This window comes from Aquibium oceanicum, assembly GCF_001889605.1.
GTDB classification, from domain to species: Bacteria; Pseudomonadota; Alphaproteobacteria; order Rhizobiales; family Rhizobiaceae; genus Aquibium; species Aquibium oceanicum.
Map to the genome: position 1 here is coordinate 2881552 of NZ_CP018171.1, position 15883 is coordinate 2897434.

General features: G+C 65.3%; 15 protein-coding genes. 8 read left to right on the forward strand and 7 right to left on the reverse strand.

All coding sequences use genetic code 11. The annotated features are described in order from the left end of the window. Positions 1-143: 143 nt before the first annotated feature. Entirely contained in the window at positions 144-2156 is a 2013-nt protein-coding gene (locus BSQ44_RS14050; protein WP_072605200.1) for an acetyl-CoA carboxylase biotin carboxylase subunit, read from the reverse strand. 333 nt (positions 2157-2489) lie between these two features. Between BSQ44_RS14050 and BSQ44_RS14055 the strand changes: the two genes are divergently transcribed. Then, positions 2490-2750: a sodium/substrate symporter small subunit gene (locus tag BSQ44_RS14055; RefSeq protein ID WP_072605203.1), complete on the forward strand. Its 261-nt coding sequence runs from the start codon at positions 2490-2492 to the stop codon at positions 2748-2750. 8 nt (positions 2751-2758) lie between these two features. Beyond that, positions 2759-4570, forward strand: coding sequence for a VC_2705 family sodium/solute symporter (locus BSQ44_RS14060; RefSeq protein WP_072605205.1), 1812 nt, complete (start codon positions 2759-2761; stop codon positions 4568-4570). 10 nt (positions 4571-4580) lie between these two features. On the opposite strand, the gene BSQ44_RS14065 is transcribed toward BSQ44_RS14060, so the two are convergent. Continuing rightward, on the reverse strand, positions 4581-6494 hold the full coding sequence (locus BSQ44_RS14065) for a L,D-transpeptidase family protein (RefSeq protein ID WP_072605207.1): 1914 nt from the start codon (positions 6492-6494) through the stop codon (positions 4581-4583). A gap of 216 nt (positions 6495-6710) precedes the next feature. Between BSQ44_RS14065 and BSQ44_RS14070 the strand changes: the two genes are divergently transcribed. The 3 genes from BSQ44_RS14070 (at position 6711) to BSQ44_RS14080 (ending at position 9533) form a co-directional block, all read left to right on the forward strand. Continuing rightward, positions 6711-8330, forward strand: a complete 1620-nt coding sequence (locus BSQ44_RS14070; protein WP_072605209.1) for a fumarate hydratase — start codon at positions 6711-6713, stop codon at positions 8328-8330. 147 nt (positions 8331-8477) lie between these two features. Next, complete coding sequence (locus BSQ44_RS14075) at positions 8478-9107, forward strand: L,D-transpeptidase (RefSeq protein WP_114579972.1); 630 nt, start codon at positions 8478-8480, stop codon at positions 9105-9107. A gap of 27 nt (positions 9108-9134) precedes the next feature. After that, positions 9135-9533 (forward strand): rhodanese-like domain-containing protein, encoded by a 399-nt coding sequence (locus tag BSQ44_RS14080; protein ID WP_072605212.1) that lies wholly within the window; start codon positions 9135-9137, stop codon positions 9531-9533. A gap of 15 nt (positions 9534-9548) precedes the next feature. On the opposite strand, the gene BSQ44_RS14085 is transcribed toward BSQ44_RS14080, so the two are convergent. Beyond that, positions 9549-10460 (reverse strand): alpha/beta hydrolase, encoded by a 912-nt coding sequence (locus tag BSQ44_RS14085; RefSeq protein ID WP_072605235.1) that lies wholly within the window; start codon positions 10458-10460, stop codon positions 9549-9551. 48 nt (positions 10461-10508) lie between these two features. On the opposite strand from BSQ44_RS14085, the gene BSQ44_RS14090 reads away from it, so the two are divergent. Continuing rightward, positions 10509-10961, forward strand: coding sequence for a MarR family winged helix-turn-helix transcriptional regulator (locus tag BSQ44_RS14090; RefSeq protein WP_072605238.1), 453 nt, complete (start codon positions 10509-10511; stop codon positions 10959-10961). Between the two features lie 30 nt (positions 10962-10991). On the opposite strand, the gene BSQ44_RS14095 is transcribed toward BSQ44_RS14090, so the two are convergent. From BSQ44_RS14095 to BSQ44_RS14110, 4 genes are all read right to left on the reverse strand, one after another. Continuing rightward, entirely contained in the window at positions 10992-11402 is a 411-nt protein-coding gene (locus BSQ44_RS14095; protein ID WP_072605240.1) for a universal stress protein, read from the reverse strand. A 103-nt stretch (positions 11403-11505) separates the two neighbouring features. Further along, complete coding sequence (locus BSQ44_RS14100; protein ID WP_072605241.1) at positions 11506-12270, reverse strand: alpha/beta fold hydrolase; 765 nt, start codon at positions 12268-12270, stop codon at positions 11506-11508. A 20-nt stretch (positions 12271-12290) separates the two neighbouring features. Then, complete coding sequence (locus BSQ44_RS14105) at positions 12291-12806, reverse strand: DUF192 domain-containing protein (protein WP_235633238.1); 516 nt, start codon at positions 12804-12806, stop codon at positions 12291-12293. A gap of 11 nt (positions 12807-12817) precedes the next feature. Further along, entirely contained in the window at positions 12818-13411 is a 594-nt protein-coding gene (locus BSQ44_RS14110) for a cold-shock protein (RefSeq protein ID WP_072605243.1), read from the reverse strand. A 226-nt stretch (positions 13412-13637) separates the two neighbouring features. Between BSQ44_RS14110 and BSQ44_RS14115 the strand changes: the two genes are divergently transcribed. After that, a complete protein-coding gene (locus BSQ44_RS14115; protein WP_072605245.1) occupies positions 13638-14078 on the forward strand; it encodes a VOC family protein in 441 nt (146 codons plus the stop codon). 115 nt (positions 14079-14193) lie between these two features. Then, positions 14194-15726: an acyl-CoA carboxylase subunit beta gene (locus BSQ44_RS14120; RefSeq protein ID WP_072605247.1), complete on the forward strand. Its 1533-nt coding sequence runs from the start codon at positions 14194-14196 to the stop codon at positions 15724-15726. The last annotated feature ends 157 nt before the right edge of the window (positions 15727-15883 follow it).

Genomic DNA, 15883 nt, shown 5'->3' on the forward strand with positions numbered 1-15883 from the left:
CATTCTAGGTGACGACGGATGCGTCCAGTGCGGAAGGCCGACGGTACACAGCTATCGGGTCGGCACACCGATCAAGAAAACTGGTGCCGGGTCCCGCATTGAAGGGTCAAAGATGCAATATCGAGTGACAAGTTCCGGCAGTTTCAGGCGAACTCCATGATCACCGCGTCGACAGCCAGGCTCTCGCCCGGCTTGGCGTTCACCTTCGTCACGGTGAGGTCGCGGTCGGCGCGCAGGACGTTTTCCATCTTCATGGCCTCGACGACGGCGAGCGTCTCTCCGGCCTTGACCTCCTGCCCTTCCTCGACCGAAATCGAGACCACCATTCCAGGCATGGGGCATAAGAGAAGCTTCGAGGTGTCCGGCGGGAGCTTGACAGGCATCAGCCGGTCGAGTTCGGCGGTCGCCGGCAGCATGGCGCGGGCGGTCACCGACATGCCTTTCCAGGCGATGCGCAGGCCGTTGGCGATAGGCCGCAGCTGCGCCGTCACGGAACGGTTCCCGACGGTTCCGCGCCAGACCGCCTCGCCGGGGCGCCAGCTGGATGCGACCGTCAGCGGCTTGCCGCCGGCCACGCGCAGATCGACCTCGAGCGGGATGGAAATCATGCCTTCCGCGATGCTGACCGGAATGTAGTCGTCGCCGATCTTCACCTCCCAGTCGGGCTTCAGCGCGCCGGTGTGGGGTGCCAGGCGGCCGGTCAGCCGGTCGAGACGATCCTTGCGCAGGAGTTCGACAGAGAGGGCGACGGCGGCGAGGACGGTCGTGTCGTCGGCATCCGGAAGGATTGGTTCGAAGCCGTCCGGATACTCCTCCGCGATGAAGGCGGTCGAAAGCCGGCCTTCGCGCCAGCGCGGATGCTGCATCAGCGCGGCGAGGAAGGGGATATTGTGCTCGATGCCGTCGACCACGAAGGCGTCGAGCGCATCCGACATCGCGTCGATCGCCTCGATGCGGGTCGGCGCCCAGGTGCAGAGCTTGGCGATCATCGGATCGTAGAACATCGAGATCTCGGCACCCTCGGTGACGCCGGTGTCGTTGCGCACCACGACGTCGCCGATCCGTCCCTCCTCCGGCGGCTGGTAGCGGGTCAGCCGGCCGATCGAGGGCAGGAAGTTGCGGTAGGGGTCTTCGGCGTAAAGCCGGCTCTCGACGGCCCAGCCGTTGAGCTTCAGGTCCTCCTGGCGGATCGACAGCTTCTCGCCCGCCGCGACGCGGATCATCTGCTCCACGAGGTCGATGCCGGTGATCAGTTCGGTCACCGGATGCTCGACCTGCAGGCGCGTGTTCATCTCGAGGAAGTAGAAGTTGCGGTCCTTGTCGACGATGAACTCGACCGTGCCGGCGCTCTGGTATTCCACCGCCTTGGCCAGCGCGACCGACTGCTCGCCCATGGCGCGGCGGGTCGCGTCGTCGAGGAAGGGCGACGGCGCCTCTTCCACGACCTTCTGGTTGCGGCGCTGGATGGAGCATTCGCGCTCGCCGAGATAGATGGCATTGCCATGCCCGTCGCCCAGCACCTGGATCTCGATGTGGCGGGGATCGACGACGAACTTCTCGATGAAGACCCGATCGTCGCCGAAGGAGGACTTCGCCTCGTTCTTGGAAGACTGGAAGCCCTCGCGGCACTCGGCGTCGTTCCAGGCGATGCGCATGCCCTTGCCGCCGCCGCCGGCCGACGCCTTGAGCATGACCGGATACCCGATCTCGCCGGCGATCCTGACCGCGTGGTCGGCATCTTCGATGACGCCGAGCCAGCCCGGAACGGTATTCACCTTCGCCGCATTGGCGAACTTCTTCGATTCGATCTTGTCGCCCATCGCCTCGATGGCTCGGGGCTTGGGACCGATGAAGACGATGCCTTCCTTTTCCAGCGCCGCGCAGAAGGAGGCGCGTTCGGACAGGAAGCCGTAGCCCGGATGCACCGCCTCCGCGCCCGTCGCCTTGCATGCATCGATGATCTTGTCGCCGACAAGATAGCTCTGCGCCGCCGCGGCCGGGCCGATGTGGACCGCCTCGTCAGCCATCTCCACATGCACCGCGTCGCGGTCGGCGTCGGAATAGACCGCCACCGTCGCGATCCCCATCTTCCGGGCGGTCTTGATGACGCGGCAGGCGATCTCGCCGCGGTTGGCAATCAGGATTTTCTTGAACATAGAAGCCGCGCTTCCCCCACTGCGTACGGTTCCCTTATTATGGAGAACCGGTCACCCGCTCAATAGCCCCGCCACCGAACCGCGGTCGATGCCGCCGGAGCAACGCCGGTGTGCATCATCCGTCGATCCGCCGCCAGTCCCCTGCCACGGCGACAGGGGCGAGACGGTTCAGGAGATCGCAACGCTTTTCGTCGTGCGTGATGGGCAGGATTCGCGACGGTGCGGCGACGGATTTCTTTCCTCCGCGAGCTTTAGGATATATCCGCTTGCGCAGGCGCGGATGCAAACACGTTCCGATGAACAGCACTCGCGCACGTGGAGAGGGAGTATCGAATGCCCAGCATCGACGCCGGCAACCGCAAACGGCACTGGGCGAGGACCAGGAACCTGGCCTTCGCCGTCGTGGCCGTGTGGGGCGTCGCAGCGATACTGGTTCCGCTTGCGGCGACGGCGGTCGGCGTGTTCCCCTTCCTGGATACCCCTTTCGGCTCAATCGTGTGGGCGCAGGGCTCGCTCTTCGCCGCGGTCGTTCTGATCTGGTCCGTGAACCTGCGGCAGGACCGGATCGACGACGTGACCGGCGTCGGGGACTGAGGGCCAATATGACGGACGACGACCGCGGCAGAAGCGGTTTCATCGACAATCCCGGCAAGCTCTTCGTTCTGGGGACGCTCGGCTTTTTGGCGTTCTTCGCCTTCATGGCGGTGCTGGAACAGATGGGGGTCGGAAGCGCGTCGATCGGGGCTGGCTTCCTCGTTTTCACGGTCGGATTCTACGCCGTGATCGGCTGGCTGGCGCGCACCGCGCGGGTCGATGTCTATTACGTCGCCGGCCGCGCAATTCCGACGCACTACAACGGCATGGCCACAGCGGCCGATTTTCTGTCCGGCGCGTTTTTTGTGGCGCTGGCCGGGGGCATCTACTTCGGCGGCTACCCCTATCTTGGCTTCGTGACAGGCATCGCCGGCGGCTTCGTGCTCGTGAACGCGCTGCTCGCACCCTTTCTGCGTAAGTCCGGCTGCTACACGGTCCCGGATTTCATCGGGACCCGCTATGGCAGCCGCACGGCGCGGCTCTGCGCGCTGGTCGTGCTGGCGGTGACGTGTTTCGTCTACCTGACCGCGCAGGTGAGCGCGACGGGGACGATCGCCGCGGTCACGCTCGGGTTACCGTTCGAGCAGGGCGTATGGCTGGCGACGATCGCCATTTTCGCCTGCTCCATGCTCGGCGGGATGCGCGGCGTCACCTGGACCCAAGCAGCCCAGTATGTCGTGCTGGCCATCGCCTTCCTGGTGCCGGTCCTGTGGATCGCGAGCGGGCAGGGCTTCGGATCGATCCCGTTCTTCTCGCTCGGCGACGCGATCGACCGCGTGACGGAGCTCGAGGCCCTGCACGGCTTGCATCCGGCCCGCGAGGCCATTGAAGGCTTGTCCGTGCTCGCCCAACCGCAGGGCGCGGAGGGCAGCGGTTGGACAATGGTGTCGCTCGCCGTCTGCATCATGGCCGGAACGGCCGCGATGCCGCACATCCTCATGCATTCGTTCACCACGCCCACAGTGCGGTCGGCGCGCCGGTCGGTGGGATGGGCGATCGTGTTCGCAGCGGTCCTCCTCCTCTCGGCGCCCGCCCTCGCCACGCTGACCAAGCTGCAATTGCTCGACCCGTCGCTGGCGACGTCTGTAATCGGCAAGGCGGTCGCGGAGGTCTCGAACCTCGGCTGGGTGCAGCATTGGACGTCGGCCGGAATGATGGCCGTCGCGGACCAGAACGGCGACGGGATCGTCCAGCTGAACGAGTTTTTCCTGCGGCCCGAATTGATCGTGCTGGCGGCGCCGGAGATCGCGGGGTTGCCGCATGTGCTCACGGCGCTGGTGGCGGCCGGTTGCCTAGCAGCGACGATGTCGACGGCCAACGGCCTGCTGCTGGCCATCGCCAATGCGCTGTCGCACGATCTCTACCACAAGGTCGTCGATCGCAAGGCGGATACGTCGCGCCGGCTGATCGTGGCCCGCCTGCTGCTGCTCGCCGCGGGCGCGGCTGCGGCCTACGCGTCCTCGCTGCAGGTGGCCGGCATCCTCGGCACGCTTGCCTGGGCCTTCGGCTTCGCGGCTTCCGGCCTGTTCTTCCCGCTGGTGCTCGGCGTGTGGTGGAAGCGGGCCAACATGGCGGGCGCGGTGGCGGGAATGGTCGGCGGTTTCGCGGCCGGGTCGGCCTATCTCTACCTGGTGTTCAACGAGATCATTCCGCCGCTGCTCGGGATCGACGACATGCGCTTCGGCATCGTCGGCATGGCGGCGAGCCTCCTGTGCATGATCGCCGCCACGCTGCTGACGCGCCCTCCTTCAAGGGAGGCCCAGGACATGGTCGACGAGCTGCGCATGCCGGGCGGACAAACCATCCTCGGCCAGGACTGAGCGGCCTGCCTCAGCCGGAGGCGTTGCGCACGTCCGCGACGGCTTCGAGCGCCTTGGCGAGGCGGTCGTCGCGTTCATAGATGTCGGCGAAGTACTCCACCTTTCCGTCCTGGTCCGGCCAGGCGGTGAAATAGGCGACGTAGACGGGGATCTTACGGTTCACCTTCTCGGTGGAATGGCCCTGCCCGATCTTCGCCGCGACGTGATCGACAGTGGTGCCGAGGACCGCGGCGGCCATGCCTCGCGGGTCGTGCAGCCTGACGCAGCCGTGGCTGAAGGCGCGGACGTCCTTGTTGAACAGGCTCTTGGACGGCGTGTCGTGCATGTAGATGGCGTGCTTGTTGGGGAACAGGATCTTCAGTTCCCCGAGCGCGTTCGCCTCGCTCGGCGTCTGCCTGACGTTGAAAGGGACCTTGCTGTTGTACTGCCACCAGTTGATCGACGACGAGGATATGTGGCGGCCCTTGGAATCCGTCACCTCGTAGCCGGAGCGATCGAGATAGCCTGGATCCTGGCGCAGGCGCGGCAGCATCTCGTTGACAATGATCGACTGCGGCACGCCCCAGTAGGGGTTGTAGTCGATCTGTTCGATCTCGTCGAAGAAGAAGCTTGTCTGGTTCGACACCTTGCCGACGACGACTCGCATCGACAGCTGGTCGACGCCATGGTCGTTGTAGGTCGCCGTGAATGCGGGCTGGTTGATGAAGACGCGCGGGCTGCCGAGGTCGGAGGGATGCCAGCGCAGCTGTTCCAGCGCGGTCTCGACCTTGCGCACCCGGTCGGCCTTGGACGTACCGGCGAAAGTTGCCACCGTTCGCGGACCGATGATGCCGTCGGCGCTCAGGCCCTTGGACTTCTGGGCCGCCTTGACCAGCGGCACGAGATCGTCCGAGTAGGTGTGGTTGCCGGCGTCGCGGGCAAGCAACTCGGCATATTCGGAGCGGAAGGCGTCGTCGGCCTCGCGGGCGAAGAGCTTCAGCATCTTGGGCAGTTCGGCGCTGATGCCGCCCGGTTTGAGGAGCAGCCCGGCATCGACGACGATGTCGTTTTCGGCGCTCGCGCGCAGGACCTCGAGCTCCGCCACAAGGGCCTGGTACCTGTCGTTCTGCGGATGCCGCGACTCCATATAAGAGCGCGGATCTTGCGTGCGGGAGAGCGTATCGAGGACGGCGGCGAGATCGAGCGGCTTCTCGGGGAAATCATAATAGCCCGAGATGCGGTTCGGATTGACGCGTCCCGAGAACGCGTCGCGGACGTAGCGCAGCACCCTGGCCGAGAGCGCCATCTCGAACCGGACAAGCTCCCTGTTGCGCTCTGGTATCTCGGACAGATCGAAGCCGGCGGGCGGCGGCGTGACCGTGTACTGGGCCGGATCCAGCCCGTACGTGCCGGCTTCGCCCAGCACGCGCAGGGCTTCCACGGCGCGGGCGTTGGCGTTGTACCCGCTCACCCAGACGAAGTCGGGATGCTCGGCATAGTGTTTCTCGATCGCCTTTGCGATCTCCTTCTCGGCCGCCAGGTCGTAGCCCTCGAGGCCGGCGACGGCCTCGCCGAAGCCGGACCCGCCGAGGGTCGGTTCGAAGGAGACGTTCCGCGGTCGTTCGATCAGCTCCTTGAACGAGACCTTCACGAGCGGGTCGGCCCTGTACTTGTGGTAGGACGGAGCGGATATCTTCGTGATCGGGGCGGGCTTTGCCGCTTGCCGCGGCGCCGGCTGGGCCACCGGCTCACGCGTCTGGCGCTGCTCGTAACGCTGGTCGTAGCGCGGATTGCGGCCCCGGTAATCGTGGCGCGACTGCCGCTGCTGGATGCCACCCCCAAAGAGCATCTGGAAGAGATTGTCCGCCTGCGCCGGCTGCGCCGTGTTGCCCAGAAAGGCGGCGAAGGCGGCGGGAAGGAGGATGCTGCGGTGGCGTAGCTTCATGATTTGTCCGATTGCACGTTTCGAGCTTTAGCCCCGGGGGAGCGTGGACGGGAGACCCGCCGGCGACGAGCGCCACCCGAGCCCACTATAGTGAATCATCCCGCCAAGGTTAAGCTTCCATGAAAAATGCGGCCCCAGTGTCACGATGGCGGCGGCGCGTGGACTTTTCGCAACGCGCCGCTACAACAGCGCCGTTGTCTGAACCAGAGGCCGATCGTGACCGCACAGGCTCCCGCCGGGATTTTCCCGCTTTCCGCCGACCCGACCCCCTACCGGAAGATCGCGGACGGGCATGTCGGGACGGAGACGTTCCGGGGCCAGGAGGTGCTGGTCGTGGAGACGGAGGCACTTCGGCTTCTCTCGGAGGCGGCCTTCGCCGACATCAACCACCTGCTGCGGCCCGGGCATCTGAAGCAGCTGGCGAGCATCCTCGAAGACCCGGAGGCGACCGACAACGACCGCTTCGTCGCCTACGATCTCCTGAAGAACGCCAACATCGCGGCCGGTGGCATCCTGCCGATGTGCCAGGATACCGGCACGGCGATCATCATGGGCAAGAAGGGCCGCCGGGTGTGGACCGAAGGCGGCGACGCGGAGGCGCTCGGACAGGGCGTCCTCGACGCCTACGAGCGCAAGAACCTGCGCTATTCGCAGCTCGCGCCGCTGTCGATGTTCGAGGAGAAGAACACGCGCAACAACCTGCCGGCGCAGATCGACATCTACGAGGAAGGCGAGGACGCCTACAAGTTCCTGTTCGTGGCCAAAGGCGGCGGCTCGGCCAACAAGACCTTCCTCTACCAAGGCACGCCGTCGCTGATGACGCACGAAAGGATGATCGCGTTCCTGAAGGAGAAGATCCTCACGCTCGGCACGGCCGCCTGCCCGCCCTATCATCTCGCGATCGTGATCGGCGGGACGTCGGCAGAAATGAACCTCAAGACCGTGAAGCTCGCCTCGACCCGCTATCTGGACGGCCTGCCGACGCAAGGCAGCGAGAGCGCGCACGCGTTCCGCGACCTCGCCATGGAAGAAGAGGTGCATCGGCTGACGCAGCAGATGGGGGTGGGCGCGCAGTTTGGCGGCAAGTATTTCTGCCACGACGTTCGCGTCATCCGCCTGCCGCGCCACGGCGCCTCGGTTCCGATCGGGCTCGGCGTCTCGTGCTCGGCCGACCGGCAGGCGCTCGGCAAGATCACGAAGGACGGCGTCTTTCTGGAGGAACTGGAGACCAATCCTGCACGCTATATGCCCGACATCGACGAGGCGCGGCTGGGATCCGGCGTGGTCGAGGTGGACCTGAACCGGCCAATGCCAGAGATTCTGGCGCTCCTATCGCGTCACCCAGTGAAGACGCGGCTTTCGCTCACCGGTACGATCGTGGTGGCGCGCGACATCGCCCATGCGAAGATCTGCGAACGGCTTGAACGCGGGGAAGCCATGCCGGCCTACATGAAGGACCATCCGGTCTACTACGCCGGCCCCGCCAAGACACCGGCCGGCTATGCCTCGGGATCGTTCGGCCCGACCACGGCTGGGCGGATGGACGCCTACGTCGACCAGTTCCAGTCGTTCGGCGGCTCCATGGTGATGCTGGCCAAGGGCAACCGGTCCCGACAGGTGCGCGAGGCCTGCGCCCGGCACGGCGGCTTCTATCTCGGATCGATCGGAGGACCGGCGGCGCGGCTCGCGCAGGACTGCATCCGCAACGTCGAGGTGCTGGAGTATCCCGAACTCGGCATGGAAGCGGTGTGGCGGATCGAGGTCGAGGATTTTCCCGCTTTCATCGTCATCGACGACAAGGGCAACGACTTCTTCAAGGAATTCGATCTCGGCTGACGGTCCGTTCGTCGCGACGCACGCTCACGCAACGTTGATGAACCTTCGCAGCGTCGGAGGGCGCCCGAGGTTGACTGACCGCGACATGGCAGCATGATGGCCGCCGGAGTGGACGGACCGAAGGTCCGATCGAGAGGAAAAGACGGAATGAAGCCACTTTTTTCGCGCATTCTCCTGGCCGTGGTGACGGCCCTGTTCCTGTGCGCACCGGGGCCCGGTTTCGGCACGTCCGGTACCGCGCAGGCCGAGAACGCCTTCGCGCGCTTCATTCGCGGCGGGCAGCCGAGGGCCGAGCACAGCCGCTACAGGTCGTCGGACAAGTCTCCGATCCCCCGCCAGGTGGTGCGCTATGACGGGCGGTACGGCAAGGACACGATCGTGGTCGACACGTCGGAGCGGCGGCTCTACTACACGCTGGGCAACGGCCGGGCGATCAAATACGGCGTCGGCGTCGGACGCGAAGGCTTCACCTGGTCGGGCACGGACCGGATCTCGCGCAAGGCCGAGTGGCCGGGCTGGACCCCTCCCCCGCAGATGATCCGCCGCGAGGCTGCCAAGGGCCGCAAGCTTCCTGCCCACATGCCCGGCGGACCGGACAATCCCCTTGGCGCTCGCGCGCTCTATATCGGCGGGACGCTCTACCGCATCCACGGCACCAACCAGCCTTGGACGATCGGCCATGCGATGTCCTCGGGCTGCATCCGCATGGCCAACGAGGACGTCATTCACCTCTACGAACAGGTCGGCGTCGGCACGAAGGTGGTGGTGCTCCGCTGAGCGGATCCCGAGGAAGGACGCAACGACATGGCGAGGAAGAGCCTGCAGGCGATGCTCGACGACGCGAATGCCGAGGTCGAGGCATGGTCGCCGCAAACCGCGTCCGAAAGGCTTCGACGCGAGGACACATTGCTCGTCGACCTGCGCGACCCGCGGGAACTCGAGCGCGAGGGCAAGATCGCAGGGGCATTCCACTGTCCGCGCGGCATGCTGGAATTCTGGATCGATCCCGACAGCCCCTACCACAAGGACGTCTTCTCCTCGGACAAACAGTTCGTCTTCTTCTGCGCCGGCGGCCTGCGTTCCGCGCTTGCGGCCAAGACGGCGCAGGACCTGGGGCTCGAACGGGTGAGCCACATCGAAGGCGGCTTCGGCGCCTGGAAGGAAGCGGGCCTGCCGCACGAGCCGGGCAAACCCAGGAGCTAGACAGAAACCGAGCGTTCAGTGAGCGAGCGTGGCGTGCTGCCCGCCCGCGACGAAGGATGTGAGTTCGGCGAGCACGCCCGGTCCGGCGACGATGCGGCGGTGGCCGAGGCCCGGCGCCCAGACGAGCCGGACATGGCGACCGGCGCTGGCATAGGCCTTCGCATTTTCGGCCGGCACTTCCTTGTCGTCCGGCGCGTGAATGACCAGCGTCGGGATATCCACCCGCGCCAGTTGGTTCGCGCCGACGAAATCATCCAGCGGACGGCCGGACAGCCGCTCGATATGGCCCACCAGAGCGGTTTGCGTCCGCGTGCCGAGGTTCATCATACGGCCGAAATCTGCGAAATAGGCCGGCATGGAGTTGGGCGCGGAGATGAGCACGAGGCGTTCGGCCGCGACCGCCGGGATGCCACGGATCGAGCCGACGATCGCATTCACCGCCACGGCGCCGCCGAAGGAATGTCCGACGACCGCGTCGAAGGGTCCGAACCACTCGGCCGCCTTGGCGGCGGCCTCGACGGCATTGGCCATGTTGAGCCGCCGGCCGGACGATTTTCCGTGGCCGGGAAGGTCGATGGCAATGACACGGGCGCCCGACCGGCGCAACGCATCGATCAGCGCGGCCATGTGGTCGGTGCGCGAATGCCAACCATGGATGACGAGAACGGTGCGGCGGCGATCCGTCCCCTGGGGAGGCCGGAAGTCATGCGCCACGATGCAGCTGGAACCGGTGGTCAGGCGGTGCTGCCGGGCCTCTGCCATGAAGGGCGCCGCCTGGTCGAGCGCGCGCCGTTCCTTCTCCGGCACACGGTCAGGATGGGGGGTGCGGCAGAACAGCTCGAAGGCGGCTCTTCCCGCGATCCCGGGGGCGATGTGGTCTGCTACTCGAAACGCGGAACGGATGACAGTCAACGGAAATGATGCCATGGTGGGAATCCGTCAATTAGTTCAAGCGTGAACAGTATTAGTTCAAGGATGAACAAAAAGCAAGACCTTCCCTGGGACAATCCGCGATTCCGGAACTGGATCGCCGTGGTGCGCGCCGAAAAGGCTGTGGTGCGGGCGCTGACCAAGGCGCTGGCACCCTTCGACCTGAAGCTGGCGCAGCTCGACATGTTGATGAACCTGTTCCGGCATCCGGGGATGTCGCAGCACGACCTCGCGCGCCGGCTGCTCGTCGGCCGCTCGAACATCACCATGCTTCTTCCACAGCTGGAGAAGCAGGGACTGCTGCGGCGCGAGAGCGACGCCTCCGACAAGCGCGTCATGCGCCTGTTCCTGACGTCCGAAGGCGAGGCGCTGCTGATGCAGGCGCTGGAGGTCTATACCGGGCTCATCGACAAGGTGATGTCGCAGTCCAGCCCGCGCGAATGCGACATGGTGGGCGAACAGATGCGCCGCATCGAGGAGATGCTGGCAAACGAGTGAGCGGCCGGACGCGCGCCGGCCCCGCTCCCGTCAGCGGATGACGAGCACCGAACAGCGCGCATGGCGCACGACGCGTGCGGCGGTCGAGCCGATCAGGTAATCCTGGAAGCCCGGCCGGTGCGAGGCGATGACGATGACTTCGGAGCCGTGCTCGCCGGCGGCGGCGAGAATCGCCGAGGCAGGCTGGCCGATCCGCACGTCGATCTCCGCGGTGACCCCCTCATCCCTTGCCAGTTGCTCGAGCCTTGCGATGGCCTCGTCCCGAGAACTCTCCATGATGCCGCGCGGAAGCTCGGCCGCGACATAGGTCGGTACGTCCTCGACGATGTGCACGAGCACGATCGAGGCTCCGTCGTCGGCGAGCTGGCGCGCCGCGTCGAGCATGAGCTTCGCCTTGCCCGATTCGTGCAGGTCGATCGGAACGAGAATTTTCGAGTACATGGTAACCCCTCCGCAAATGCCGGAACATTTCGCAGGCCGAAGATGGCCTGCGCACGGGTATGCGCGCATTGCGATGGATCAATCGTCGCGGCGGCAGCAGGGTTCAGTCGGCGACGAGCGGATGGTCGCTGAGGAACGCTACGACGCGCTTCTTGAAGGTGCGGTCGCCGACGGAGAGCATGTGGTCGCGGCCATCGATTGCGAAGACCTCCGCATCCGGCATCAGGGCTGCCAGCGGCTCCGGTGCGCCGGCGATGTCGTCGGTGGTGCCAACCGCGATCAGGGTCGGCTGCGAGATGCGCGCCGCGTCCGCCTCGTCCAAGAGATCGCGCGACGTGGCGATGCAGGCGGCCAGCGCCCGGCGATCGCTTTTCGTCTGGTCCGCGAAGGCGCGGAACATCCGGCCGCGGGAATGCTCGATGGCGGAGGGATCCTCGGCGAGCAGCGCATCGGCGATCGTGCCCCATTCGCCCACACCCTCGACCATGCCTATACCCAGCCCGCCGAAGACGAGCGTGGCGACCCTGGAAGGATGCTCGAGCGCGGTAAAGGCGCAAACGCGCGCGCCCATCGAGTAGCCCATCAGGTGGGCGCGTTCTATTGAGAGATGGTCGAGCAGCGCGGCGGCGTCGGCGGCCATGCGCGAAGGGCGATAGTCTTCCGGATCGTAGCTTTTCGACGAGTTGCCGTGGCCGCGGTTGTCGATCGCGACGACGCGGTATCCCGCCTCCGTCAACGTGCGCACCCATCCCGGACCGACCCAGTTCACCTTGATGCTCGAGGCGAAGCCGTGGATCAGCAGGACCGGATCGCCCTCCCCTTCGTCGATGTAGGAAAGGTCGAACCCTTCATGGGTGAACGATGGCATGCGCTGCGTATCCCGCCGTCTCAGTTGCCGCCGGCGGCCTGGATCAGGGGATGGGTGAGCATATCTCCCTCCTCGATGCCCATGGCTTCCGCTGTGCCGCGGTTCAGTTCCAGCACGAAGCGGGCGGGCACGGTCGGGCCCGGCGAGATGGTGTCGGTGGAGAAGGGTTCGCCCGGGAGGATGGCCAGCACCTTGCCCTTTTCCGAGATGAACAGGAGATCGAGCGGGAGGATGGTGTTCATCATCCAGAAGCCGAGCGGCTGCGTCTGTTCGAAGACGAAGAGCATGCCTTGGCTTTCCGGCATGCGCTCACGGAACATCAGGCCCCGGCGGCGCTCTTCCGGTTCGTCGGCGATTTCCACCGCGAAGCTCTTCTTTCCCTGATCGGTCTCGGCCACGAGCGGCGCCGGGTCGACCGGCAGGATCATCGGGCTTCCAGCCTCCTGCGCGGAGACGCTGGGCGCGGAAAGCATGACGAATGCGGTGAAAAAGACGAGGGCTGGCATCCGAACCAGCCCGGCAAAGCGTCGCATCATGTCCAGTCCCGTCAGTTGGAGAACGGCAGCGTCCCAACATCGGGATGAATTTCGGCGGCCATAAGGCCTTTCTCGCCGCGACCGAAGCGTACCAGAACCACCTGGCCGGGACGAAGCTCGGCAATGCCGAACTGGCGCAACGTTTCCATATGGACGAAAATGTCTTCCGTCCCCTCGCCGCGCGTCAGGAAGCCGAAGCCCTTGGTGCGGTTGAACCACTTTACCAGCGCCCGCTCGAGGCCGCTCTCGGGAGCGACGGTGACATGGGTGCGCTGGGCCGGCTGCTCCTTGGGATGGACGGCGGTGCTCATGTCCATCGACAGGACCTTGAAGCACTGAAAGCCCCGATCGCCGCGCCGGATAAGGCAGACGATCCGCGCGCCCTCCATGGCGGTCTGGAAACCATCGCGCCGAAGGCACGTCACGTGAAGCAGGATGTCGCCGAAGTGCGGCTCGTCGGGAAGGATGAAACCATATCCCTTCGCGACGTCGAACCACTTGATCGCACCGGCTATTTCGGTCAGATCCTCGGACGGGCCGTTGTCGGCATTCAGGGCCGCGGCCCTGAACAATTCCCGTCCCTCCGTAGAGGAATTATCCCCCATCCGAACGCACCTTCCAATCGGCCACTCTACTGATTCCCGAATTCAGGATAACACCGTGGTCGCCCCTGTCAGCAGGCGTTAAGCATTTTTTTCAAGTTTTACGCAGTCTGATTCAAGCCCCGCGCAAGCTTCGGCAAGCTTAACCGGCTGAATGTTGCCTCAGAGCCTCGCGTGCGCCATATGCGGGGCGGCTTTCACCGCCGAAAAATGGTCAGGAAAGAACGACATGCGCTATCTGCACACCATGGTCCGCGTCGCCGACGTCGAGGCTTCGCTGGACTTCTATTGCACCAAGCTCGGGCTCGAGGAGATGCGCCGCATCGATAACGAGAAGGGTCGGTTCACGCTGATTTTCCTCGCCGCGCCGAAGGACAAGGCGACCTCGGCATCGTCTCGGGCGCCGGAACTCGAACTGACCCACAACTGGGACCCGGAAGAGTACAAGGGCGGGCGCAATTTCGGCCACCTCGCCTACAAGGTCGACGACATCTACGAGACCTGTCAGCGGCTGATGGACATGGGCGTGACCATCAACCGGCCGCCGCGCGACGGCTACATGGCCTTCGTGAAGTCGCCGGACGGCATCTCCATCGAGCTTCTTCAGGAAGGCGAGGCGCTGGCGCCCAAGGAGCCGTGGGCGTCGATGGAAAACACCGGCAGCTGGTAGCGGTCTCTTCGGTCGCCGGGTCGCGGGCGCAGCACACCCGCGTTGCGCTTGCACTCCTTTTGCGCCGTGCTAACACGGTCGCCGACGCAATAATTGGTTTTGGGGGGCCACGCTCATGAAGGAAGTCCTGGTCGAGCTGGAGCGCAGGCGCGAGGTCGCCCGCCAGGGCGGCGGGGCCGAGCGCATCGCCGCGCAGCATAAGCGAGGCAAGCTGACCGCGCGCGAGCGCATCGGCGTCTTCCTCGACGAGGGATCCTTCGAGGAGTTCGACATGTTCGTCGAACACCGCTCGACCGATTTCGGCATGGAGAAGACGAAGTATGCCGGCGACGGCGTCGTCACGGGATGGGGCACGGTCAATGGCCGCACCGTCTTCATCTTCGCCAAGGACTTCACCGTGTTCGGCGGCTCGCTATCGGAGGCACATGCCGAGAAAGTGGTGAAGGTGCAGGAGATGGCGCTGAGGAACCGTGCGCCGATCATCGGCATCTACGACGCCGGCGGCGCGCGCATTCAGGAAGGTGTGGCCGCACTCGGCGGTTACGCCGAGATCTTCCAGCGCAACGTTCTGGCCTCCGGCGTAATCCCGCAGATCTCGGTGATCATGGGCCCGTGCGCGGGCGGCGACGTCTATTCCCCGGCCATGACCGACTTCATCTTCATGGTGCGCGACACCTCCTACATGTTCGTCACCGGGCCGGACGTGGTGAAGACGGTGACCAACGAGACCGTGACGGCCGAGCAACTCGGCGGCGCCTCGATCCACACGACCAAATCCTCGATCGCCGACGGCGCCTACGACAACGACGTCGAGGCGCTATTGCAGATGCGGCGACTGATCGACCTTCTGCCGGCGTCGAATACCGCGCCGCTGCCGGAGATCGAATGCTTTCAGCCCGCCGACGAGATCGACATGGGGCTCGACCGACTGGTGCCGGACAACGCCAACAAGCCCTACGACATCAAGGAACTGATCCTGAAGACCTGCGACGAGGGCGATTTCTTCGAGATTCAGGCGGCCTTCGCGAAGAACATCGTCACCGGCTTTGGCCGCGTCGAGGGGCGCACGGTGGGCTTCGTGGCGAACCAGCCGATGGTGCTGGCCGGCGTGCTCGATTCCGACGCGAGCCGCAAGGCGGCGCGCTTCGTGCGCTTCTGCGACTGCTTCAACATTCCGATCGTCACCTTCGTGGACGTGCCCGGATTCCTGCCCGGCACGAGCCAGGAATATGGCGGGCTGATCAAGCATGGCGCCAAGCTGCTCTTCGCCTATGCTGAGGCGACCGTTCCGAAGATCACCATCATCACCCGCAAGGCCTATGGCGGCGCCTACGACGTGATGGCGTCGAAGCACCTGCGCGGCGATTTGAACTATGCCTGGCCGTCGGCCCAGATCGCCGTCATGGGCGCCAAGGGCGCGGTCGAGATCATCTACCGCAAGGACATCGCCGACCCGGAGAAGATCGCCGCTCACACCAAGGCCTACGAAGACCGCTTCCTGTCGCCCTTCGTCGCGGCCGAGCGCGGATATGTCGACGAGGTGATCATGCCGCACTCCACCCGCCGCCGCGTGGCGCGGGGCTTGCGCATGCTGCGCAACAAGGACCTGGAGAATCCCTGGAAGAAGCACGACAACATTCCGTTGTGAGGTGCCTAGTCATTTTCAACGCCTGCATTGCGTCCGCCGCGGTGAACACGGGAAGACAAGACACCTGGGCGTTCTCGCGTAGAGTCTGTTCGCGGATTTCGTACAGGTGGTATCCGCGGTACGCGCGTCGACTTGTGCCCGGCCGGCAAAGCGATCA

Excerpts from the sequence above, each read along its gene's own strand:
- BSQ44_RS14050 (WP_072605200.1), bottom strand. The coding sequence starts at position 2,156 with ATGTTCAAGAAAATCCTGATTGCCAACCGCGGCGAGATCGCCTGCCGC.
- BSQ44_RS14055 (WP_072605203.1), top strand. The coding sequence starts at position 2,490 with ATGCCCAGCATCGACGCCGGCAACCGCAAACGGCACTGGGCGAGGACC.
- BSQ44_RS14060 (WP_072605205.1), top strand. The coding sequence starts at position 2,759 with ATGACGGACGACGACCGCGGCAGAAGCGGTTTCATCGACAATCCCGGC.
- BSQ44_RS14065 (WP_072605207.1), bottom strand. The coding sequence starts at position 6,494 with ATGAAGCTACGCCACCGCAGCATCCTCCTTCCCGCCGCCTTCGCCGCC.
- BSQ44_RS14075 (WP_114579972.1), top strand. The coding sequence starts at position 8,478 with ATGAAGCCACTTTTTTCGCGCATTCTCCTGGCCGTGGTGACGGCCCTG.
- BSQ44_RS14080 (WP_072605212.1), top strand. The coding sequence starts at position 9,135 with ATGGCGAGGAAGAGCCTGCAGGCGATGCTCGACGACGCGAATGCCGAG.
- BSQ44_RS14085 (WP_072605235.1), bottom strand. The coding sequence starts at position 10,460 with ATGGCATCATTTCCGTTGACTGTCATCCGTTCCGCGTTTCGAGTAGCA.
- BSQ44_RS14090 (WP_072605238.1), top strand. The coding sequence starts at position 10,509 with ATGAACAAAAAGCAAGACCTTCCCTGGGACAATCCGCGATTCCGGAAC.
- BSQ44_RS14095 (WP_072605240.1), bottom strand. The coding sequence starts at position 11,402 with ATGTACTCGAAAATTCTCGTTCCGATCGACCTGCACGAATCGGGCAAG.
- BSQ44_RS14100 (WP_072605241.1), bottom strand. The coding sequence starts at position 12,270 with ATGCCATCGTTCACCCATGAAGGGTTCGACCTTTCCTACATCGACGAA.
- BSQ44_RS14105 (WP_235633238.1), bottom strand. The coding sequence starts at position 12,806 with ATGATGCGACGCTTTGCCGGGCTGGTTCGGATGCCAGCCCTCGTCTTT.
- BSQ44_RS14110 (WP_072605243.1), bottom strand. The coding sequence starts at position 13,411 with ATGGGGGATAATTCCTCTACGGAGGGACGGGAATTGTTCAGGGCCGCG.
- BSQ44_RS14115 (WP_072605245.1), top strand. The coding sequence starts at position 13,638 with ATGCGCTATCTGCACACCATGGTCCGCGTCGCCGACGTCGAGGCTTCG.
- BSQ44_RS14120 (WP_072605247.1), top strand. The coding sequence starts at position 14,194 with ATGAAGGAAGTCCTGGTCGAGCTGGAGCGCAGGCGCGAGGTCGCCCGC.